We start from the raw sequence: 22,339 nt of genomic DNA, 5'->3' as shown, positions 1-22,339 counted from the left end.
CGAGGCGCCGGCCGAGGAGGCCGAGTCGCCTCAACAGTTGCAACTGGCCCTGGTCTATGGCGAAGCCCTGACCGAGATGCCGGTAGACCTGTACATCCCGCCGGATGCGCTTGAAATCATTCTCGAGGCGTTCGAAGGCCCGCTGGACCTGCTGCTGTACCTGATCCGCAAGCAGAACATCGATATCCTCGACATCCCGGTGGCGGAGATCACCCGCCAGTACATGGGCTATGTCGAGCTGATGAAGAGCGTGCGCCTGGAACTGGCAGCCGAGTACCTGGTCATGGCGGCCATGCTGGCCGAGATCAAGTCGCGCATGTTGCTGCCCCGCTCGGCCGAGATCGAAGAGGAAGAGGGCGACCCGCGCGCCGAGCTGATCCGCCGCTTGCAGGAGTACGAGCGCTTCAAGGCCGCTGCAGAAGGGATCGATACACTGCCACGGGTGGGTCGCGACATTGTCGTGCCGCGCCTGGAAGCACCGCAGGCCAAGGTGCGCAAGCTGCTGCCCCAGGTCAGCCTGGAGGAGCTGCTGGTATCGATGGCCGAGGTGATGCGCCGCAATGACCTGTTCGAAAGCCACCAGATCACCCGCGAAACGCTGTCTACCCGTGAGCGCATGAGCCAAGTACTCGAACGCCTCAAGGGCGGCGCCTTCGTGCCCTTCGTCGAGCTGTTCGGCGCAGAAGAGGGCAAGTTGGGGGTGGTGGTGACGTTCATGGCGATTCTTGAGCTGGTGAAGGAATCACTGGTCGAACTGGTGCAGAATGAGCCTTTCGCCGCGATCCACGTCCGGCTTCGCGCCGAGTTTGTTGAAGAACCTGATGAACCTGAATGAACCCCGCGACCTGGCGTCGCTGATCGAAGCTTTTTTGCTCGCTTCGGGCAAGCCGCAGTCCCTTGAGCGCTTGTACGAGCTGTTCGAGGAGGTCGAGCGCCCGGAGCCCAAGGTGTTCAAGAAGGCCCTGGAAGTGCTCGGCAAGTCCTGCAGCGGGCGTGCCTTCGAGCTCAAGGAAGTTGCCACCGGCTATCGCCTGCAGATCCGCGAAACCTTTGCTCCGTGGGTTGGGCGCCTGTGGGAAGAGCGGCCGCAGCGCTATTCCCGTGCGCTGCTTGAAACCATGGCGCTGATTGCCTACCGCCAGCCCATCACCCGTGGCGAGATCGAGGACGTGCGCGGCGTGGCGGTGAACAGCAATATCATCAAGACCTTGATGGAGCGCGAGTGGATTCGCATCGTGGGTTATCGCGAAGTGCCGGGGCGGCCGGCGATGTTCGCCACCACCAAGGCATTTCTCGACCACTTCAATCTCAAGAGCCTTGAGGAGCTGCCGGCATTGGCCGAACTGCGCGAGATGGAACCGGAGCCGTTGCTCGACCCCGATGACGCGCCAGTACCTGCGCACCTGCAGGCGCTGGCCGATGCCAGCCTTGGCGAGGGCGAAGCCGAGGCCGAGGTGCCGAAGGATGAGACCAGCTTCCGCAGCCTGCTGGTGGAGCTGGATGCGATGGAAGAGGGGCTCAAGACCGATTTCGATGATTTGCGTGAAGAAGAGGACGTGATTGAACCCGAGGCTTCACTGGAGGACGAGGGCAAGTTGCAGACCTGAGGCTTATGCTGGCAGTGCGGGCCTCTTCGCGGGGCAAGCCCGCTCCTACAGGTTTGGCCGCTCACCGTCAGAGCCCACAAACCGGTGGGAGCGGGCTTGCCCCGCGAAGAGGCCCGCACTGACAGCGCAAAACCACTGGGCAGAAAACCCTGCCGGCCCCCGCAAAACCCACTACGCTCGAGTGCGTTCCTGATACGAACCGCGTATGATGCGCGGCCCTTTGGCGCGTTCGTCGCCAAGACCCCTTTTTCATTCCTACACCGGGAGGTGCCCAGATGAGTGAGCAAGACCTGCAAAATACCGAAATTACCCCTCCATCCGGCGAAAAGCTGCAGAAAGTACTGGCGCGCATTGGCGTCGGTTCGCGCCGTGACGTCGAGGCCTGGATCAGCCAGGGCCGCATCAAGGTCAATGGCGTGGCCGCCACCCTCGGCCAGCGCGTCGACCTGCACGACGCCATCGCTGTCGATGGCAAGCTGATCAAGCGCGAAGAAGCCGCCGAGGCCACCCGCCGGGTGATCATGTACAACAAGCCCGACGGCGAGATCTGCACCCGTGACGACCCGGAAGGCCGCCCGACGGTGTTCGACCGCCTGCCGCGGCCGAAAGAAGGGCGCTGGATCAACATCGGCCGCCTGGACATCAACACCACCGGCCTGTTGCTGTTCACCACCGACGGTGAGTTGGCCAACCGCCTGATGCACCCTTCCTACGAGATGGACCGTGAGTACGCGGTACGTGTGCGGGGCGAGGTCGACGACGAGATGCTCGATCGCCTCAAGGCTGGCGTGATGCTCGAAGACGGCCCGGCCAAGTTCACCGACATCCAGAAGGCACCGGGCGGCGAAGGCTTCAACCACTGGTACCACTGCGTGGTGATGGAAGGCCGTAACCGTGAAGTGCGTCGCCTGTGGGAGTCGCAGGGCATGGTGGTCAGCCGCCTGAAGCGCGTGCGCTTCGGCCCGGTGTTCCTCAACTCCGACCTGCCGATGGGCCGCTGGCGCGAAATGACCCAGGGTGAAATCGACATCCTGGCCGCTGAAGTGGGCCTGCAGCCAGTTGCGCTGCCGACCTTGAACCTCAAGGCCAAGGACAAGATGGAGCGCATGCAGCGCAAGTCGAGCCGTCCGATGGGCCGTGGCGAGCGCGTGCGCAACCTGCGCCCTGCCAGCGAAGGGGCTGCCGAGCGCCCAGCACGCCAACCGCGTGACAGCGCGGGTGAGCGCCCAGCCCGCCAACCGCGTGATACCACCGGTGAGCGCCCTGCGCGCCAGTCGCGTGACGACGCGCGTAAAGGCAACCGTGGCAGCGCGGTGGCCGAGCGCCCGAGCGAGATGCGCAAGCGTACCGCCAAGCCAGACGGCGACAAGCCGGCAGGCCGTGGTCGCGGCAAGCCGCGCGGTTGATCAGCAGCGCTAGATAAGAACCAGCCTCCGGGCTGGTTTTTTTTGCTTTGGATTCAGCGGCGGCACCTTAGGCTGTCGCCAAGATATTGAACAAAAAGAATTTTTCTGACGACTGGCAAGTTTTCAAACCGGCCTGTAAAGAAATTTATACGGGTGCAGGCAAAATACGCCCTGAATTCAGATTTCCCCTACCTGTGTAAACATAACTTGCCGCACCCCGCGCGGCGAGGCACCCCTGTCGCTCGCGCCCCCTATTGCCCAAACCCCCGCCGCACGCTGATATAGCGGCCATTGCCGTGTGCAAAAGCCCGCCCAGAGAGGCGTGCTGACAAAACAACAAATGGAGGCGCCATGTACGCCGATCACTTCGCCTTTCAAGGCCTTTACCACAGGATCGCTGCGTTTTTCCCCGGGGAAATGACGCAACGCGTTGACGCCTGCGCGCTTGCAGGGGTATACAGTGCGCCGCGTTTTACCTGTGACCCTCTTGCGTACCGCGCACTCTTGATCACACCCGGCTGACCCGCCCTGGCGGCGCCCGCGTTCAAGAAACCCAAGGTAACCACCTTGCCCATTCCGCTGCGCCACGAGCGCGGTGGGTCCGATTTCGTCACAGATAAAAACAATGCAGGTGACTTCGTTCATGAGTGGACAAAACATGCATTCAGGCGAGCTAAAGCGGGGCCTGAAGAACCGCCATATCCAGTTGATCGCCCTCGGCGGAGCGATTGGTACCGGCCTGTTCCTGGGTTCGGCAGGCGTGATGAAATCCGCCGGCCCGTCGATGATTCTTGGCTATGCCATCTGCGGCTTCATCGCCTTCATGATCATGCGCCAGCTGGGCGAGATGATCGTCGAAGAGCCGGTGGCCGGTTCGTTCAGCCACTTTGCCCACAAGTACTGGGGCGGCTTCGCCGGCTTCATGTCGGGCTGGAACTGTTGGGTGCTGTACATCCTGGTGGGCATGTCGGAGCTGACGGCGGTCGGCAAGTACATCCACTACTGGTGGCCAGAGATCCCGACCTGGGTCACGGCGGCGGGCTTCTTCCTGCTGATCAACTTCATCAACCTGATGAACGTGAAAGTCTTCGGCGAGGCAGAATTCTGGTTCGCCATCATCAAGGTCGTGGCCATCGTCGGCATGATCGGCCTGGGTGCGTACCTGCTGACCAGCGGTAGCGGTGGCCCCGAGGCTTCGGTTACCAACCTGTGGGCGCACGGCGGCTTCTTCCCGCATGGCGTCAGCGGCCTGGTGATGGCGTTGGCGTTCATCATGTTCTCCTTCGGTGGCCTGGAAATGCTCGGCTTCACCGCAGCCGAGGCCGACAAGCCGAGGACCGTGATTCCCAAGGCCATCAACCAGGTCATCTACCGCATCCTGATCTTCTACATCGGTGCGCTGGTCGTGCTGCTGTCGCTGACCCCGTGGGACAACCTGGTCGCCAGCATCGACGCTTCTGGCGGCAGCTACGGCAGCAGCCCGTTCGTTCAGGTGTTCTCCCTGCTGGGCAGCGACGTGGCCGCCCACCTGCTGAACTTCGTGGTCCTGACCGCAGCGCTGTCGGTGTACAACAGCGGTACCTACTGCAACGCCCGCATGCTGCTGGGCATGGCCGAGCAAGGTGACGCCCCGGCGGCCCTGGCGAAGGTCGACAAGCGCGGTGTGCCGGTGCGTTCGATCCTGGTGTCGGCTGCAGTGACCCTGATTGCAGTGCTGCTCAATTACTTCATTCCGCAGAATGCGCTGGAGCTGTTGATGTCGCTGGTCGTGGCGACCTTGGTGATCAACTGGGCGATGATCAGCTACTCGCACCTGAAATTCCGCCAGCACCTCGACCGCACTGGCCAGAAGCCGCTGTTCAAGGCGCTGTGGTACCCCTACGGCAACTACATCTGCCTGGCGTTCGTGGTGCTGATCCTCGGCATCATGCTGCAGATTCCGGGTATCAATATTTCGGTGTATGCGATCCCGGTGTGGTTGTTGGTGATGTTCATCTTCTACATCTTCAAGCCCAAGCGTGATGCACAGGCCAATGGCACCGCTGCCGGTACTGTTGCCAAGTAAGCGCTGCAGGCGATAACGCAAACCCGATGTCAGGTCATTGGCATCGGGTTTTTTGTTGCCAATAAAGCTGTCAAAAACTCAGATCTGCTCGAGCAACCAGCTGCGAAACGCCCGCAACGACGGCAGCGCTTCATTGCGCGGCGGGTAGATGAGGTAATAGCTGCGCTGGCTGGCAAATGCTGCGCCGGGGCTGAACAGCTCGCCCTTGGCCAGCTCCTCTTGCACCAGAATCCGCGGCACCAGGCCAATGCCGATGCCGGCCCGCACCGCCTGGATCAGGTGTGAGGTCAGCTCGAAACTCGGCCCCAGGCGCATCGCCCGATGCGGCAGCTGGTGATGCGAGAACCACTCGCCCCAGGCATGCGGGTTGTTGGCGACATTGAGCAGCACTTCCTCGCTGACCCGGGCGGGGCTCCAGCCATGCGGGTCGGCGGCTGCCTCTGGCGGCAGGATCACCAGCAGCTCCTCGGCATGCAGGCGGTGGCAGATCAGCCCTGGCAGGTCGTGGCTCGCCACCCCGATGGCCGCATCAATCTCGCTGGTGTCGAAGTTGATCGCTTCGATCCGTGAATGGATATGCACCAACATGCCCGGGTGGGCGCTGTAGAACGCATGCAGCCGCGGCAGCAACCATTTCGAGCCGAAGGTGGGCAGGGTGGCCAAGCGCAGCGTGCCGACGCCCGACTGGTAGGCCAGCGCCTGCAGCGTGGCGCTGCGGATGCGCCCCAATGCCTCGCTCAGCTCGCGCTGGTACAGCCGGCCGACGTCGGTCAATTGCACCTGGCGGCCCTCGCGGCGAAACAGCGTCAGCCCCAATTGCTGCTCCAGCGCCTGAACCTGGCGACTGACGGCGCTCTGGGTCAGTGACAGTTCGGCGGCGGCGCGGGTGTAGCTTTCATGCCGCGCGGCGGCTTCGAATGCCAGCAGCAGTGACATGGACGGTGTCAGGTGGCGGTAATTCATTCATAAAAGTCATCGATAGCGGCAGGATTATCCGTTTGCCCCTGGCGCGAAAGTACAGGAACATTGACCTATTCGTCATCAGGTGTGAAACGACTCATGCCGGTGTGACAGGATTTCCGTGAATTAGCCCATATCAAGAGGCCATCCTTCGATGATCGCCCAGCTGCCGACCAGTGCACCGTCCGCGAACTACCCAGAATTCCTCGAAGCCCTGCGCAACAGCGGCTTCCGTGGCCAGATCAGTGCCGATTACGCGACCCGTACGGTGCTGGCCACCGACAACTCGATTTACCAGCGCCTGCCCCAGGCGGCGGTGTTCCCGCGTGACGCCGATGACGTGGCGCGGGTCGCCGCGCTGATGGGAGAGGCGCGCTTTGCGCAGGTCAAGCTGACCCCGCGTGGCGGCGGTACCGGCACCAACGGCCAGTCGCTGACCGACGGCATCGTGGTCGACCTGTCGCGGCACATGAACAGCATCCTCGAAATCAACGTCGAACAGCGTTGGGTACGGGTCCAGGCCGGTGTGGTCAAGGACCAGCTCAATGCCGCGCTCAAGCCCCATGGGCTGTTCTTCGCGCCTGAACTGTCCACCTCCAACCGCGCCACCGTCGGCGGCATGATCAACACCGACGCCAGCGGCCAGGGCAGCTGCACCTACGGCAAGACCCGCGATCACGTGCTCGAATTGCACAGCGTACTGCTCGGCGGCGAACGCCTGCACAGCCTGCCCATCGATGACGCCGCGCTAGCCCAGGCCTGCGCCGCGCCGGGGCGGGTTGGCGAAGTCTATCGGGTGGCCCGCGAAATCCAGGAAACCCAGGCCGAACTGATCGAAAGCACCTTCCCCAAGCTCAACCGCTGCCTGACCGGTTACGACCTGGCGCACCTGCGCGACGAGCAGGGGCGCTTCAACCTCAACAGCGTGCTGTGCGGTGCCGAAGGGTCGCTGGGTTACGTGGTCGAAGCCAAGCTCAATGTGCTGCCGATCCCGAAATACGCGGTACTGGTCAACGTCCGTTACACCAGCTTCATGGATGCCCTGCGTGATGCCAATGCCTTGATGGCGCACAAACCCTTGTCGATCGAAACCGTCGACTCCAAGGTACTGATGCTGGCGATGAAGGACATCGTCTGGCACAGCGTCGCCGAATATTTCCCCGCCGACCCCGAGCGCCCGACCTTGGGTATCAACCTGGTGGAGTTCTGTGGCGATCAGCCTGACGAGGTCAATGCGCGGGTGCAGGCGTTCATCCAGCACCTGCAAAGCGACACCAGCGTCGAGCGCCTTGGGCACACCCTGGCCGAGGGCGCCGAGGCCGTCACCCGCGTCTACACCATGCGCAAACGCTCGGTGGGCCTGCTTGGCAACGTCGAGGGCGAGGTGCGCCCGCAGCCATTCGTCGAAGACACGGCAGTACCGCCAGAGCAACTGGCCGACTATATTGCCGACTTCCGCGCGCTGCTCGACGGCCATGGCCTGGCCTATGGCATGTTCGGCCACGTCGACGCCGGCGTGCTGCACGTGCGCCCGGCGCTGGACATGAAAGACCCGGCTCAGGCCGCACTGGTCAAGCCGATTTCCGATGCCGTGGCGGCGCTGACCCAGCGCTATGGCGGGCTGCTTTGGGGTGAGCACGGCAAGGGCCTGCGTTCGGAGTACGTGCCCGATTACTTTGGCGAACTGTACCCGGCGTTGCAGCGCCTCAAGGGTGCATTCGACCCACGCAACCAGCTCAACCCCGGAAAAATCTGCACACCGCCAGACAGCGCCGAAGGCCTGACCAAGGTCGATGGCGTGACCTTGCGCGGTGACCTCGACCGCACCATCGACGAGCGCGTCTGGCAGAACTTCAGCAGCGCCGTGCACTGCAACGGCAACGGCGCCTGCTACAACTACGACCCCAACGACGCCATGTGCCCGTCGTGGAAGGCCACCCGTGAGCGCCAGCACTCACCCAAGGGCCGTGCCTCGTTGATGCGTGAATGGTTGCGCCTGCAAGGTGCGGCGGATATCGATGTGCTGGCGGCAGCGCGCAACAAGGTGTCCTGGCTCAAGGGCCTGCCGGCGCGGCTGCGCAACAACCGCGGGCGCGACCAGGGGCAGGCAGACTTCTCCCACGAAGTCTACGACGCCATGGCCGGTTGCCTGGCGTGCAAGTCGTGCGCGGGGCAATGCCCGATCAAGGTCAACGTGCCGGACTTCCGCTCGCGTTTCCTCGAGCTCTACCACGGCCGCTACCAGCGCCCGCTGCGTGATTACCTGATCGGCTCGCTGGAGTTCACCATCCCGTACCTGGCGCATGCGCCGGGGCTGTACAACGCGGTAATGGGCTCGAAGTGGGTCAGCAAGCTGCTGGCCGACAAGGTCGGCATGGTCGACAGCCCGTTGATCAGCCGTTTCAACTTCCAGGCCACCTTGACCCGCTGCCGCGTCGGCGTGGCCAGCGTGCCGGCCCTGCGCGAGCTGACGCCGGCCCAGCGTGAGCGCAGCATCGTACTGGTGCAGGATGCCTTCACCCGTTACTTCGAGACGCCGCTGCTGGCTGCCTTCATCGACCTGGCTCACCGCCTGGGCCACCGGGTATTCCTGGCGCCATACAGTGCCAACGGCAAGCCCTTGCATGTGCAGGGCTTCCTGGGGGCCTTCGCCAAGGCGGCGATCCGCAACGGTACCCAGCTCAAGGCCCTGGCCGATTGCGGCGTGCCGCTGGTGGGGCTGGACCCGGCCATGACCCTGGTGTACCGCCAGGAGTACCAGAAGGTGCCGGGCCTGGAAGGCTGCCCGAACGTGCTGTTGCCGCAGGAGTGGCTGATGGATGTGCTGCCCGAGCAGGCGCCGACCGCACCCGGCAATTTCCGCTTGATGGCCCACTGCACCGAGAAAACCAACGTACCGGCCAGTACCCGGCAGTGGGAGCAGGTGTTCGCGCGCCTGGGCCTGAAGCTGGTGACCGAGGCTACCGGTTGCTGCGGCATGTCCGGCACCTACGGGCATGAAGCGCGTAACCAGGCGACTTCACGGACCATCTTCGAGCAGTCCTGGGCGACCAAGCTGGACAAGGAAGGCGAGGCGCTGGCGACAGGTTACTCGTGCCGCAGCCAGGTCAAGCGCATGACCGAGCGGCAGATGCGTCATCCGCTGGAAGTGGTGTTGCAATACGCGCAGCGGTAAACCTGTAAGGCCCTCTTCGCGGTGTTGCCCGCGAAGAGGGCAGTCCAGGCCTTGCAAGCTCAAGCATCCTGGGCCTGTTTGCGGCCATGTCGCGCCTGCCGATACAGGTACAGGCTCAACACCAGCCCGCACCCCGAAGCCCCCGCCGCAAACAAGAACATCGAAGCAAACCCGAACCCCGCCGCCACCGCGCCCACCAACGGCCCGGTAATGCCCAGCGACAAATCGATGAACAGCGAATACGCGCCCACCGCCGCCCCGCGGTTGGCCGCCGACACCTGGTTCACCGCCTCGACCCCTAGTGCCGGGAACACCAGCGAGAAGCCAAAACCACTGAGCGCCGCCCCGGCCAATGCCAGCTCGGCGCTGGGCGCCAGCCACAGCATCAGCAGGCCAAGCGCCTCCACCGCCAGGCAGGCGATCGCCACCCTGAAGCCGCCCAGCCGGTTGATCAGGTTGCCGAACAGCAGCCGCGCACAGATGAAACTGGCCCCGAACAGGCTCAGGGTCAGTGCCGCATTCGCCCAGCCACGGCTGGCGTAGTACAGGGTGATGAAGGTGGCGATGGTGCCAAAGCCGATCGAGCCCAGTGCCAGCCCCGAGCCATGCGGGAACACTTTGCCCAGCACCCGCAGGAACGGCAGGCGCACCCCGCTGACCACTGGCGCGGCGCGCTTCGGCCAGGCCAGCAGCAGGCCGAGCACGCACAACAGGATGATGCTTGCGCCCATGCTCCACAGCCCCAGGCTCTTGACCATCAGCACACCCAGTGGGGCGCCGATGGCCAGCGCGCCGTAGCTGGCGATGCCGTTCCAGGAAATCACCTTGGCCGTGTTTTCGGCGCCCACTCGGCCGATCCCCCAACCAATTGCGCCAGAACCCACCAGGCTTTCGGCGCTGCCCAGCACCAGGCGGCCGACCAGCAGGCAGGTCAAACTCAGCCAGGGCAAGTGGGTGAGGAAGGCGCAGGCCAGCATGAATACGCCGCTGAGCCCGCATCCGGCCAAGCCGTACATCACTGCCTTCTTGCTGCCGAGGTTATCGATGATGCGGCTGGCCGTAGGGCGGCTGAGCAATGTGGCCAGGTACTGCACACTGATCACCAGGCCGGCGATCACGGTGCTGAAGCCCAGGTCGTTATGCACATAACCCGGCAGCACGGCCAGGGGGATGCCGATATTCAGGTAGCCGATGAACGTGAAAAGGACGATGGACACCACCTGCGCGGTGATCGCAAGGTGTGACGTGGATTTGGCGGGCATGGCAGATCCATTGGGCTAGACGGGCGAGAACGGTGTAATCATATCCACCCTGGCCCGGCCTGTGGGCAGGTCTTTGATGAACAAGCCTGCCCACGGCGCACGGTTACTCCTTGTAGTCCACCAGCCAGCTGACACTGAAGGATGCTGCGCCATGGTCCAGTCGCAGACGCGGCAGCACGTAGCCTCCGCATGAGCGGCAGGTACTGAACAGGGTGAAGACGTCGATGCTGCGCACGCTGGCGTGCGTGGCAAGCAGGTCGTCGTTGAGCACTGTGGCGATCAAGCGTTCGGAGTCCAGGTGCCTATGATGCTCGACGATATTCAAGTGGTCGGGGCGACGCAATGTGGGCAGCTCAGTAAAGCGGGGGGACGGTGGCTGGCCCTCCATGCGCGCGCGTGCATCGATGTAGGTCACGCGTGTGTGCGGTTCGGCTGGCGGTGTTGGTATGCCTACCTTGCGATTTTTCCAGCCACCGGACAGCGAAAAGTAGACCCGGCGGCTGCCATCTTCCAGTGTCGCGGTGGCGAAAGCCAGGTTAGCACCAGGCAAGTGTCGGCGAAGTTGCAGCGCGCCAGCTTCGCTGAGCAGTTCGGCCACGCTCATCGGCATGAAGGGTGCGTCGGTGCCGGTGGCGGGCAGCAAGGTATTGAGGACAAGGGCTACGTGATCCTGCTCAGTCAGCGCGGCTTGGCGCAGTGGCCGCCAGGCGGGAATGATTTCCCGGTTCAGACCTGCCAGGTTGAGCTTGGCGACACCGGTGAGGGCATCCTGGGCGTTGGGAGCCGTGAGAATGCTCTTGGCGTATTCCGGCAGCATGCGCGCCTCGGCGGCATCGAGTACTTCCTTGAACACGCTGGGCGCCGGCGGGTGGCTGGCGCGGCTGTGTTCAAGCCAGTCGCGCAGGAGGGCGGTCAGGTTGTCGATGTCACGCTGCAGATTGGGGCGAGTCGCGACGATCCGGTAGGTTTCGCTGACCTGCAGATAACGTTCGATCATCTTGTCGTCGCGCACCCGCGACAGGGTTTGTCGCGTGCTGGAGGGTGGCGTGGGCAGGTCACCTGGCCGCAATGTACCGGCTGCAAGCGCGTTCAACTGGCGTGCTTGCCAGGGCGATATCACCCACTGCGCTGCATAGAAGACGCCGACATCGGCCTCGACGATTATCCAGTCGCGGCTTTGCCACGCGATGATTGCCGCCCTCAACGTGCGGCGGTCGGGCACGGTTCTGGCCAGCCCGCCCAGGCGCACCGGTGGGCAGACGCGGGCGATCAGTTGCACTTGGGCGGCTGAAAACGTTTCGGGCAAGCCAAACCAGAATTCCGCCAAAGGGTCGGCAGTGATGCGTCGGTGGTAAACCGGGGGGGTGATGATGCCCAGGCGAACCTGAGCCTCCAGTGCCTTTATCGGGGCGAGCGGTTTGGACGGCTGGCCGGTGTAGTTCACCACCTTGCCCTCATGCACCATGGCCTGTGTCCAGGCGTCAAACCGGCTGTCGCCTCCGTGCATGCGTATGGGCGCAGGCTCGATACGCACATGCTGGAAGGCATGGCTTACCTGCTGGCCGAACAGGGGGGTATGCGCTTCGTTGGCGGCCGGGGAGAAGCTCAAGGCGATATGCCTGTCACCTTCGTTACGGTACGGCGCGTTTTGCAGGGTTGGGGCAGGTGCAGACGACAACTTCTGGTTGTCGATGCGGCGAAGCGTATTGCTGAGTTCGCCGGGGTGATGGCGATAGGTAGCGCCGTTGATGAGTGTATCCACCTGGCCATCGCTCCTGGCAATTGACAGGGGGCGGGGATGGCCTTGCCACGCCAAAGGTGCATCCGGCGGTGTCAGGCGGTCGCGCATGAACTGGCCGGGGGTCAGGCCGGGCGGGGGCGGCTGATCGAGCCTGAAGTTGTCCGGCCAAGTGGCATGAGTGGGAAGTTCAGGCTGACTGTGCCAGCGCCTGGGCCCAACGGTTCGGGCATAGACCGCAGGCGGCAATTCGGATAACTCGGACCAGCGCCTGGCTGATTTGACCAACCCTAGGCGCATCGCCTGAGCGGCTTGGCTGTTGGCAGCGGACAGGCGCGCCAGTGGGTTGGCTGCGCGGCGGATCGCACGGGTTGCCGAGCCTGCGCCGGCCACCACGTCCAGTATGCAACTCACTGCATCCTGCCCGTTCTGGGCATCGATGCACGCAGCCCCCGGCACAGTGTGTTTGATCAGCTTCCACAGGTAACCCCAGTTGCTGGTTTGGCGCTTTTCGGCAAGAAATGCCTCGTGTCGCGTGGCGCCTTTGCTGACAGCATGCAACGCTGCGCTGTTACCTAGCCCGACGTATTGGACGTAGGCGTTGGTCAGAGCCTCCAGTCTGTGCTTCGCCGGCGCTTGGATGATGGTGCTCAGGCTGGAATGGAACGTGGCGACATCCCAGGTAGGGGGCGCTTCGTTATAGGCCTGATAGGGCAGTGTCACAATGTCCGAGAGGCGGTGGGCGGCAGCCGAGGGGATGGCGCGCTCGTTCCATGTCAAGCGCTGCGGGAACAGTTCCAGCAACGTGTGGTCGTGTTCACCTTGCAACAAAACCAGCATGCCCAGTGTGCCTACCTCTTGCTGCCAGTGTTCCTCGGGGCTGTCACCATAGGGCGGGACCGGGCCAGGTTGCCGATAACGTGGCCAGGTCGCGGCGTAACAGGTCCACGGGCCTTCGCGCAGTGCCTGCAGATAATCTTCCGGTAGATGCCTGAGCAGCCGTTGCATCAGGCCTTCATGGAGTATTCGGGCTGAGGCCAGCCAGCGGTCAAATGCCTCTTCGAACCATTGCGTGACGTCTGGTAGGCCTTTCGCGCTGTAGCGGGTTTGTAGATCGAGATACGCTTCAAGGTGAAGCTGGCCATCGGCGTTGTGCCCGGCCGGGTCGATGTTGGCCGCCTCCAGCAACCTGCACGCTTCGGCAATGCGGTCTGGCTGCTGCTGCAGTTGCGCCACATCCCAGGCAATCAGGTAGTGATCGTAGACCGTGCGCCATTGCTGGGCCGACCACGGCGGCATGTACGCGATGTGACCTTGCAGCGGCCCCCACTGGGCGAGCGTGTCGCGCAGGGCTTCACTGCTGCCAGCGGAGTCTTGGACGGTCTGGCTGAGTATCTGCTCTGCCTGTTCATGGCTCAGCGGGCGCTGCAGGTCGCGCAGCAGCATGACCCCTTGGCGCAGAATGGCCCAGTTCAGGTCGGGCCGATAAGGTATCGCTGTGGGGGTGTCGTCGAGCAGCAGTTCGGGGGCGAAATGGCGCAGCAGTAACTCGGCGGCCAGTTCGGCAACGGCGGGGCGGCAGCCGAGGCTTGCCTGCACACTGTTGGTCAGGTCCAGGCGTATGTCGGCATAGGGCAGCCTCTGGTTCTGCGGGTTGAACAGTTCGAAGTCCAATACATAGCCGGCACGTCGCGCATGCGGTGGGTAGAGCCAATCGGTCATGGCCTGCTCGGCAAGGTCACGGCTGTTGATTGCCTCGGGCAATTGCAGGGCTTGTGCCAGGCGAGCGGCCCACTGGCTGAACGCTTGGGCGTGCAGCAATGCATCCAGTACATGGGCGACGGGGGCATTCAATGCTGCACCCGGCAAGGTGACTTTGCCGTATTGGTTGGGCTCATGGCCGGCTTCGCGTTCACGCAGGGTCGGGGGGCGATAGCGCAGCCCCTGGTAGTAGACGTCTGCCTCAAGTGTCGCGAACAGGTGCTCGGCTGGGTTGGTGCCGGCCGGGGTGGCCAGCAGGTGGTGTGACAAGGCATTGAGGTCCAGGGCATGCGCAAGTTCCACTGTCGTTGCCGGCGCAAGGGGTAGCGGGGCCTCGTCGGGCAGGTCGTTGTGAAGCAGCAGGGCCGCTATGAGGAAGGCGTCACGGCGCTTGTGGCAAAGGTGCCTGGCCCAGAGTGTCTGGGCCAGGCTGCAGCTTTGATAGGCAGCGGCACCCGATGGGCCAGTAAGGTCGTCGGGAAGTGCCCGTGCCACCAAGGTTCTGAAAAAATAGGCACACTCGCCGGTGGCCAAGGGGGTGGCTGGCGGGCGTTTGAAAAAGGCGTTGAGGTGGCTCGCGGCTGCCTGGCTGGCAAAAGCCTGGTTCAGGGCCTCGCGCAACTCATGGTCCTGGAGCTGACGCGGAAACAGGTCGTCGAAGTCGAATGCCCGGTCAAAGTGCAGGCTCAGCGAAGTCTTCAGGTCGAGGGGGCCGGACGTATCATTCGCCAGCAGGATGTCCTGGGCAGTGATCGCCTCTATGCGGCGGCGGTACTCGTCGGGAGCGGGGGAGGGTGAATGCATGGTGCAATCTCCGGTAAGGGAGCCGCAACGATGCATAGCCTGGCAGGTGAGCGGGGGGTAGCAGGCTACTGCCTGAGGCTGAACGGTGTGAAAACGTGTTGACCGCGGTGGCCCGCAGGTCAGCCGTTTTCACACAGTTGTGATGCGCGGTTTATTCCTGATCAGCGCTGGATTGATCGTCACCATCCTGGTCGACGGCAGGCGTCGGCTCGGCGTGGACGGAAACGGTTTGCTCTTCTGGGTTCAGGCTTGGGAAGGGAAGATTCGGGATTTCATGCATCTCGTCGTTCCTCGCAAGTGTGAGTGAAAAGGCTGCGCCAGGCGCGTTTAGGGCTTCGGAAAGCTGGGGCAGGATACAGCAGTCTAGATGACAGTTTGAACTTTTTCCCGTTCGCTTGTCGGGTTTACGGGCGAATAACGGACATTTGTCTTACAAAAAAACGGGGCCGCTGTGCCCCCCCTTCGCGCCGGAACGCCGTATAGGGGGGGGCACAGCGGCCCCGTCTTCAGGTGTTACTTGCGGCCTTCAGCCGACTCGGCAACCTTGTCGGTACGCGCGCACATGATGAAGTCGTTGCGGTGCAGGCCCTTGATCGAGTGGCTCCACCAGGTCACGGTGACTTTGCCCCACTCGGTCAGCAGGCCAGGGTGATGGCCTTCGGCTTCAGCGATTGCACCCACGGCGTTGGTGAAGTCCAGGGCATGCTTGAAGTTCTTGAACTTGAACACGCGCTCCAGCTCCATGTGGCCGTCGCGCACTTCGATGTTCCAGTCCGGGATTTCGCGAATCAGCTCTGCCAGTTCCTCGTCGCTGACTTTCGGTGCATCGGCGCGGCAGGCTTCGCAATGGGCTTGGTTCAAGGCATTCATGATTACTTTTCCAGTTCGAGTTGTTATCAGGGTGGCTTCAGGCAGCAACCTTGGGTGGAAACTTGGGGGCGTGCAGGCCCAGCTGCATGGCCTGCTGAACCATGCCCATGATGTCTTCATGGGCCAGGTCGAACAGCCGCTTGAGGTTGGGCAAGACGAAGTACAGCGGCTGCAGGATGTCGATGCGGTACGGCGTGCGCATCGCCTCTATCGGGTCGAACGCCTGGTGTTCCGGTTCATTCGACAGGCTGTAGACCGTTTCTTTCGGCGAGGAAAGGATGCCGCCGCCATAGATCTTCTGACCTTGCGGGGTCTCCATCAGGCCGAACTCGATAGTCATCCAGTACAGGCGTGCCAGGTACACGCGCTGCTCTTTGCTCGCGGCCAGGCCGAGTTTGCCATAGGTGTGGGTGAACTCGGCGAACCAGGGGTTGGTCAGCAGCGGGCAGTGGCCGAAGATCTCGTGGAAGATGTCCGGTTCCTGCAGGTAGTCCAGTTCTTGCGGGGTGCGGATGAACGTGGCAACCGGGAAGCGCTTGCTGGCCAGCAATTCGAAGAAGGTCTGGAAGGGGATCAGTGCCGGTACGCGGGCGACCTGCCAGCCAGTGGTGGCGCCCAGCACCTTGTTGACCTCGCCCAGTTGCGGGATGCGGTCGTGGGGCAGCTTGAGCTGGTCGATGCCGTCCAGGTATTCCTGGCACGCACGGCCTTCGATGACTTTCAGCTGACGGGTGATCAGCGTATTCCACACCGCATGCTCTTGCTGCGGGTAGTCGATAAAACCATGCGCATCGGGCTCGCGTGCCACGTATTGCGTCTGTTTCATGTGGCTCTCCTGGTGAGGGCTTTTCTTGTTATGTGCTTACCCTAGGAATATCCCCTCATCCGGCAATTTGCACGGGGGTAGGTGTTTCTGTCAGGTGTTGGGTTGGCAGCTGTTCGTAACGAAAATTTTACAAAACGACGCGCGTGACGGAAAATCCGGGGCATAGGGCTGATGGTTTGCCTGTTTTTGTCAGCTTATCTTTACGAATTTTCCGCGCCCAGGTGAAAAACATCGGCGCTTAGAGAGCTCTCATGCGTATCAAAGTGCATTGCCAGAACCGCATCGGCATCCTTCGCGACATCCTCAACCTGTTGGTGGAGTACGGCATCAACGTGCTGCGCGGCGAGGTGGGGGGGGATCATGGCAATGCCATCTACCTGCACTGCCCGAACCTGATCAACCTGCAGTTCCAGGCCCTGCGGCCGAAATTCGAGGCCATTGCCGGGGTGTTTGGCGTCAAGCGCGTGGGTTTGATGCCCAGTGAGCGTCGGCACATGGAGCTGAATGCTTTACTGGGCGCGTTGGACTTCCCTGTGCTGTCGATCGACATGGGCGGCAGCATCGTTGCCGCCAACCGAACGGCGGCGCAGTTGCTCGGGGTGCGCGTCGACGAGGTGCCGGGCATGCCGCTGGCGCGTTATGTCGAAGACTTCGACCTGCCCGAACTGGTGCGGGCCAACAAGTCGCGCATCAACGGCTTGCGAGTCAAGGTCAAGGGCGACGTGTTTCTCGCCGATATCGCGCCGTTGCAATCCGAGCATGACGACAGCGAGGCGCTGGCCGGCGCGGTGCTGACTTTGCACCGCGCCGACCGTATCGGTGAGCGTATCTATAACGTGCGCAAGCAGGAGTTGCGCGGCTTTGACAGTATCTTCCAGAGCTCGCGGGTGATGGCGGCGGTGGTGCGTGAGGCGCGGCGCATGGCGCCCCTGGATGCACCCTTGCTGATCGAAGGCGAGACGGGCACCGGTAAAGAGCTGCTGGCGCGCGCCTGTCACCTGGCCAGCCCGCGTGGGCAGTCGCCGCTGATGGCGCTCAATTGCGCGGGGTTGCCCGAGTCGATGGCCGAGACCGAGCTGTTTGGCTACGGGCCCGGTGCCTTCGAAGGGGCGCGGGCCGAAGGCAAGCTGGGGCTGCTGGAGCTGACGGCTGGCGGTACGCTGTTTCTCGATGGGGTCGGGGAGATGAGCCCGCGGCTGCAGGTGAAGCTGCTTCGTTTTCTGCAGGACGGTTGCTTTCGCCGGGTAGGCAGTGATGAAGAGGTGTACCTGGATGTGCGGGTCATTTGCGCGACCCAGGTGGACTTGTCCGAGTTGTGCGCACGCGGCGAGTTCCGCCAGGACCTGTATCACCGCCTCAATGTGTTGTCTTTGCACATTCCGCCCTTGCGTGAGTGCATGGATGGGCTGGAAGGGCTGGTGCAGCACTTTCTCGATCAGGCCAGCCGACAAATTGGCTGCGCGTTGCCGCGCCTGCTGCCGGCAGCAATGGATAAACTCAGCCAGTACCACTGGCCCGGTAATGTGCGGCAACTGGAAAACGTATTGTTCCAGGCGGTTTCGTTATGTGAAGGCGGTGTGGTTAAAAGCGAGCATATTCGTTTGCCCGACTATGGCGTGCGTCAACCGCTGGGGGAATTTTCCCTGGAAGGGGATCTTTCGCAGATTGTCGGGCGCTTTGAAAAGGCCGTACTGGAAAGTTTGATGGGGGAATTTACAAGTAGCCGCGCATTGGGCAAAAGATTGGGTGTTTCGCACACGACCATTGCCAACAAGTTGCGTGATTATTCGCTGGGCAAGACGCCAGAATAATAGTCGTCGATGTAAGTTTGAATGGCGGGTGGCAGCGGATTTTCCCGCGAAGGGCCCCAGTGGGGCCCTGATCTCAAGGGTTAGCCGTTAGAGCAGCCATTCCCCATCACGCGGTATTCAAGAATGTGCGTCTGGCCCTTGGAGTCCTCGTAGGTCATGCGGGCGGGCACGACTTCACAGACGTTGGGCACTTCGCTCATGGAGATGACGCGGGCAATGTCCAGGTGCTGCGAATAACTGTACTGTTCAACCGGAATCTGCTCGGCATCGTTTGCTTCGCCGGCCATTGCCGCGCCGCAAAGACTGCCAAGTACCAATACCAGTAAAGCTTTCATTTTCTATTTACCTGTCTAAGGTCGTGAGGGGGTGCGCGGCGTTTGTAACGCCGCACGTGCTGCGGGTTTTAACTATCGAAGTAGAGGGGGATTAACGCTTGCCTTCGTGGGGGCTGTTACCAGAAGTTAATCGCCTTGCCGTTGTTGGCGAGATGAATTTTAGGGGGGCGGCTTGCGCTGAAACAGTAGGCCTTTTGATAAAGTGTTTTGACAGAATCTGTAACAATCACCCCAAAAGCACCCTGCTTTTTTCGGGCCAGGGCTACGAGCCGCTAGCTAGAGCGCTCTGCTCGTACGTCAGTACCAAATTCGGCCGCTTTACTACCAACGTCGAATGGCTTTTGTCGCTCTGGTACAGTTACAAACGGTTCCATACAAAAACAACTATTACACCGAGGTAACACAGATGAGTGCGGCTCCACTGTATCCCGTTCGTCCCGAGGTTGCGGCCACTACCCTGACCGACGAGGCCACCTACAAGGCCATGTACCAGCAATCGGTGATCAACCCGGACGGCTTCTGGCGCGAGCAGGCCCAGCGTCTGGACTGGATCAAGCCGTTTACCAAGGTCAAGCAGACCTCCTTCGATGACCACCATGTCGATATCAAGTGGTTTGCCGATGGCACTCTGAACGTTTCCTCCAACTGCCTGGACCGCCACCTTGAAGAGCGTGGCGACCAGTTGGCGATCATCTGGGAAGGCGACGACCCTTCCGAGCACCGCAACATCACCTACCGCGAGCTCCACGAGCAGGTCTGCAAGTTTGCCAACGCCTTGCGTGGCCAGGACGTGCACCGCGGCGACGTGGTGACCATCTACATGCCGATGATCCCCGAGGCCGTGGTCGCCATGCTGGCCTGTGCCCGCATCGGTGCAATCCACTCGGTGGTATTCGGCGGCTTCTCCCCCGAGGCGCTGGCCGGCCGAATCATCGACTGCAAGTCCAAGGTAGTGATCACCGCCGACGAAGGCTTGCGCGGCGGCCGTCGTACCCCGCTCAAGGGCAACGTCGACCTGGCCCTGACCAACCCTGAAACCAACAGCGTGCAGAAGATCATCGTGTGCAAGCGCACCGGTGGCGAGATTGCCTGGCACCAGCACCGCGACATCTGGTACGAAGACCTGATGAAAGTGGCTTCCAGCCACTGCGCGCCGAAAGAAATGGGTGCCGAGGAAGCGCTGTTCATCCTTTATACCTCCGGCTCCACCGGCAAGCCCAAGGGCGTGCTGCACACCACGGGGGGTTACCTGGTGTATGCCGCGCTGACCCATGAGCGGGTGTTCGACTACCGCCCGGGTGAGGTCTACTGGTGCACCGCAGACGTGGGCTGGGTCACCGGCCACAGCTACATCGTCTACGGCCCGCTGGCCAACGGCGCCACCACCTTGCTGTTCGAGGGTGTGCCGAACTACCCGGACATCACCCGGGTGTCGAAAATCATCGACAAGCACAAGGTCAACATCCTCTACACCGCGCCTACCGCGATTCGCGCCATGATGGCCGAAGGGCAGGCGGCCGTTGACGGCGCCGATGGTTCCAGCCTGCGCCTGCTGGGTTCGGTCGGCGAGCCGATCAACCCCGAGGCATGGAACTGGTACTACAAGGCGGTCGGCAAAGAGCGTTGCCCGATCGTCGATACCTGGTGGCAGACCGAAACTGGCGGCATCCTGATCAGCCCGTTGCCAGGCGCCACCGGCCTCAAGCCGGGTTCGGCAACCCGTCCGTTCTTCGGTGTGGTGCCGGCGCTGGTGGACAACCTGGGCAACCTCATCGATGGCGCCGCCGAAGGCAACCTGGTGATCCTCGATTCCTGGCCGGGCCAGTCGCGTTCGCTGTATGGCGATCACGACCGTTTCGTCGACACCTACTTCAAGACCTTCCGTGGCATGTACTTCACCGGTGACGGCGCGCGCCGCGACGAAGATGGTTACTACTGGATCACCGGCCGTGTGGATGACGTGCTCAACGTGTCCGGCCACCGCATGGGCACTGCCGAAATCGAAAGTGCCATGGTTGCCCACGCCAAGGTTGCCGAGGCGGCCGTGGTGGGTGTGCCGCACGACATCAAGGGGCAGGGCATCTATGTCTATGTCACCCTCAATGCCGGCGTGGAGCCCAGCGAGCAACTGCGCCTGGAGCTGAAAAACTGGGTGCGCAAGGAGATCGGGCCGATTGCTTCGCCGGACGTGATCCAGTGGGCGCCTGGGCTGCCGAAGACCCGCTCGGGCAAGATCATGCGGCGTATCCTGCGCAAGATCGCCACGGCGGAGTACGGCTCATTGGGGGATATCTCGACCCTGGCCGACCCGGGTGTGGTACAGCACCTGATCGACACGCACAAAGCGATGAACCTGGCTTCGGCGTGATGCGCAGGGGGTTGTAGCACGCCCCCCCCTGAGGCCCTGATAAAAACCCCGCTCGGGCAACCGGCGGGGTTTTTGCTTTACTGTTACCCGACATTCATCGGTAACTCTTCTGTCACCTTGGGTGATCGCAAACGGGGCGCGAGGAAACAGTTCGGCCCACTTTCGGTGCATTTTTGCAGGCATTTTTGCCTGGGTGGTACGCTGCACTTGCCGTGACACAAGGCTTTGCCAATAATAGGCCCAGTATTTGCTAGTTCAATGGGTTCTAATTCTTGCGCTCTTGCATATCTTGCAATGGCTGTCAACATCGCCCGCAGCGGTTTCAAGCGCTTCTGTAAGTAGTTGTCGCTTTGAAGAAATATCGACTACCGGGCTGTCGTTAAAATGCCACTCACTCGCTCGTGGTCTCCGACCGACCCTGCGCGGCTCGCGTTGTACCCATTCGCATATCGGGCAGCCGTTACCTGCCTTGTATTGCCCCGTACCGATGGAGTTACCTGATGAAGAAGCTCGCACTGCTTGGCGCCCTGGCGCTGTCCGTGTTTTCCCTGGTGTCGCAGGCCGATGAAAAACCATTGAAAATCGGTATCGAAGCCGCCTACCCACCCTTTGCCTTCAAGCAGCCCGACGGCAGCATTGCCGGTTTCGACTACGACATCGGCAATGCCCTGTGTGAAGAGATGAAAGCCAAGTGCACCTGGGTCGAGCAAGAGTTCGATGGCCTGATCCTGGCACTGAAGGTGCGCAAGATCGACGCGATTCTGTCGTCCATGTCGATCACCGAAGACCGCAAGAAGTCGGTCGACTTCACCAACCGCTACTACCTGACCCCAGCACGCCTGGTGATGAAGGAAGGCACCACCGTCAGCGACAGCCTGGGCGAACTGCAGGGCAAGAAGATCGGCGTGCAGCGCGGCTCGATCCATGACCGCTTCGCCAAGGAAGTGCTGGGCGCCAAAGGTGCCACCGTGGTTCCTTACGGCACCCAGAACGAAATCTACCTGGACGTGGCTGCCGGCCGCCTCGATGGCACGGTGGCTGACGCCACCCTGCTGGAAGACGGCTTCCTGAAAACTGACGCAGGCAAAGGCTTCGCCTTCGTTGGCCCAGCGTTCACCGACGCCAAGTACTTCGGCGACGGCATTGGCATTGCCGTGCGCAAGGGTGACAAGGCCAACGTCGACCGCATCAACGCGGCCATCGACGCCATCCGTGCCAATGGCAAGTACAAAGAAATCGAGAAGAAGTACTTCAACTTCGACATCTACGGTCCAGACTCGAACTAAGACGTCGGGTTTCACCTGTGCAATGGTGCAAACAGCAGAGGCTCTGAGGTTTGCACCATTTTTCA

The 22,339-nt window shown here is 62.1% G+C and carries 15 protein-coding genes; 8 read left to right on the top strand and 7 right to left on the bottom strand.

The window, feature by feature from the left end; all coding sequences use genetic code 11:
* Window positions 1-76 precede the first annotated feature (76 nt).
* The 4 genes from HU766_RS14420 (at window position 77) to HU766_RS14405 (ending at window position 5,078) form a co-directional block, all read left to right on the top strand.
* A complete protein-coding gene (locus tag HU766_RS14420) occupies window positions 77-835 on the top strand; it encodes a ScpA family protein (RefSeq protein ID WP_186658194.1) in 759 nt (252 codons plus the stop codon).
* Window positions 822-1,607: an SMC-Scp complex subunit ScpB gene (gene scpB / locus HU766_RS14415; protein WP_186658015.1), complete on the top strand. Its 786-nt coding sequence runs from the start codon at window positions 822-824 to the stop codon at window positions 1,605-1,607. The genes HU766_RS14420 and scpB overlap by 14 nt, the downstream gene beginning before the upstream one ends.
* Window positions 1,608-1,882: 275 nt before the next feature.
* Entirely contained in the window at window positions 1,883-3,013 is a 1,131-nt protein-coding gene (gene rluB, locus HU766_RS14410) for a 23S rRNA pseudouridine(2605) synthase RluB (RefSeq protein ID WP_186658006.1), read from the top strand.
* A gap of 643 nt (window positions 3,014-3,656) precedes the next feature.
* On the top strand, window positions 3,657-5,078 hold the full coding sequence (locus HU766_RS14405) for an amino acid permease (RefSeq protein ID WP_186658004.1): 1,422 nt from the start codon (window positions 3,657-3,659) through the stop codon (window positions 5,076-5,078).
* A 78-nt stretch (window positions 5,079-5,156) separates the two neighbouring features.
* Here the strand turns inward: HU766_RS14405 and HU766_RS14400 are convergent, their stop codons facing one another.
* Window positions 5,157-6,041 carry a LysR substrate-binding domain-containing protein gene (locus tag HU766_RS14400; protein ID WP_186658002.1) on the bottom strand — a complete coding sequence of 295 codons (885 nt, stop codon included), beginning with the start codon at window positions 6,039-6,041 and terminating at the stop codon, window positions 5,157-5,159.
* 151 nt (window positions 6,042-6,192) lie between these two features.
* Here HU766_RS14400 and HU766_RS14395 point away from each other — a divergent pair, with 151 nt between their 5' ends.
* Window positions 6,193-9,213, top strand: coding sequence for an FAD-binding and (Fe-S)-binding domain-containing protein (locus tag HU766_RS14395; RefSeq protein ID WP_186657991.1), 3,021 nt, complete (start codon window positions 6,193-6,195; stop codon window positions 9,211-9,213).
* 59 nt (window positions 9,214-9,272) lie between these two features.
* Here the strand turns inward: HU766_RS14395 and HU766_RS14390 are convergent, their stop codons facing one another.
* From HU766_RS14390 to phhA, 5 genes are all read right to left on the bottom strand, one after another.
* A complete protein-coding gene (locus tag HU766_RS14390; RefSeq protein WP_186657987.1) occupies window positions 9,273-10,475 on the bottom strand; it encodes an MFS transporter in 1,203 nt (400 codons plus the stop codon).
* 103 nt (window positions 10,476-10,578) lie between these two features.
* Window positions 10,579-14,778, bottom strand: coding sequence for a deaminase domain-containing protein (locus HU766_RS14385; RefSeq protein WP_186657984.1), 4,200 nt, complete (start codon window positions 14,776-14,778; stop codon window positions 10,579-10,581).
* 151 nt (window positions 14,779-14,929) lie between these two features.
* The gene (locus HU766_RS26440; RefSeq protein ID WP_077068497.1) at window positions 14,930-15,058 is read right to left on the bottom strand and encodes a hypothetical protein; all 129 of its coding nucleotides are present in this window, start codon (window positions 15,056-15,058) and stop codon (window positions 14,930-14,932) included.
* Window positions 15,059-15,291: 233 nt separating this feature from the next.
* A complete protein-coding gene (locus HU766_RS14380; RefSeq protein ID WP_033699581.1) occupies window positions 15,292-15,648 on the bottom strand; it encodes a 4a-hydroxytetrahydrobiopterin dehydratase in 357 nt (118 codons plus the stop codon).
* 37 nt (window positions 15,649-15,685) lie between these two features.
* Window positions 15,686-16,474, bottom strand: coding sequence for a phenylalanine 4-monooxygenase (gene phhA, locus HU766_RS14375; RefSeq protein ID WP_033699579.1), 789 nt, complete (start codon window positions 16,472-16,474; stop codon window positions 15,686-15,688).
* Window positions 16,475-16,725: 251 nt separating this feature from the next.
* Here phhA and HU766_RS14370 point away from each other — a divergent pair, with 251 nt between their 5' ends.
* On the top strand, window positions 16,726-18,285 hold the full coding sequence (locus HU766_RS14370) for a sigma-54-dependent phenylalanine hydroxylase transcriptional regulator PhhR (RefSeq protein ID WP_033699577.1): 1,560 nt from the start codon (window positions 16,726-16,728) through the stop codon (window positions 18,283-18,285).
* A gap of 80 nt (window positions 18,286-18,365) precedes the next feature.
* Here HU766_RS14370 and HU766_RS14365 read toward each other — a convergent pair whose 3' ends face one another.
* Window positions 18,366-18,620 (bottom strand): DUF2790 domain-containing protein, encoded by a 255-nt coding sequence (locus HU766_RS14365; RefSeq protein ID WP_033699576.1) that lies wholly within the window; start codon window positions 18,618-18,620, stop codon window positions 18,366-18,368.
* A gap of 406 nt (window positions 18,621-19,026) precedes the next feature.
* Between HU766_RS14365 and acs the strand changes: the two genes are divergently transcribed.
* Both acs and HU766_RS14355 read left to right on the top strand, forming a co-directional pair.
* Window positions 19,027-20,988 (top strand): acetate--CoA ligase, encoded by a 1,962-nt coding sequence (gene acs / locus HU766_RS14360; RefSeq protein ID WP_033699574.1) that lies wholly within the window; start codon window positions 19,027-19,029, stop codon window positions 20,986-20,988.
* A 500-nt stretch (window positions 20,989-21,488) separates the two neighbouring features.
* Entirely contained in the window at window positions 21,489-22,274 is a 786-nt protein-coding gene (locus HU766_RS14355) for an ABC transporter substrate-binding protein (RefSeq protein WP_186657981.1), read from the top strand.
* Window positions 22,275-22,339: the final 65 nt, after the last annotated feature.

The organism is Pseudomonas sp. SWRI77 (genome assembly GCF_014269105.1).
In the GTDB taxonomy this organism is placed as follows: domain Bacteria; phylum Pseudomonadota; class Gammaproteobacteria; order Pseudomonadales; family Pseudomonadaceae; genus Aquipseudomonas; species Aquipseudomonas capeferrum.
Note: the sequence above shows the minus strand (reverse complement) of the source record. Positions and strands in the feature narration are given on the sequence as shown.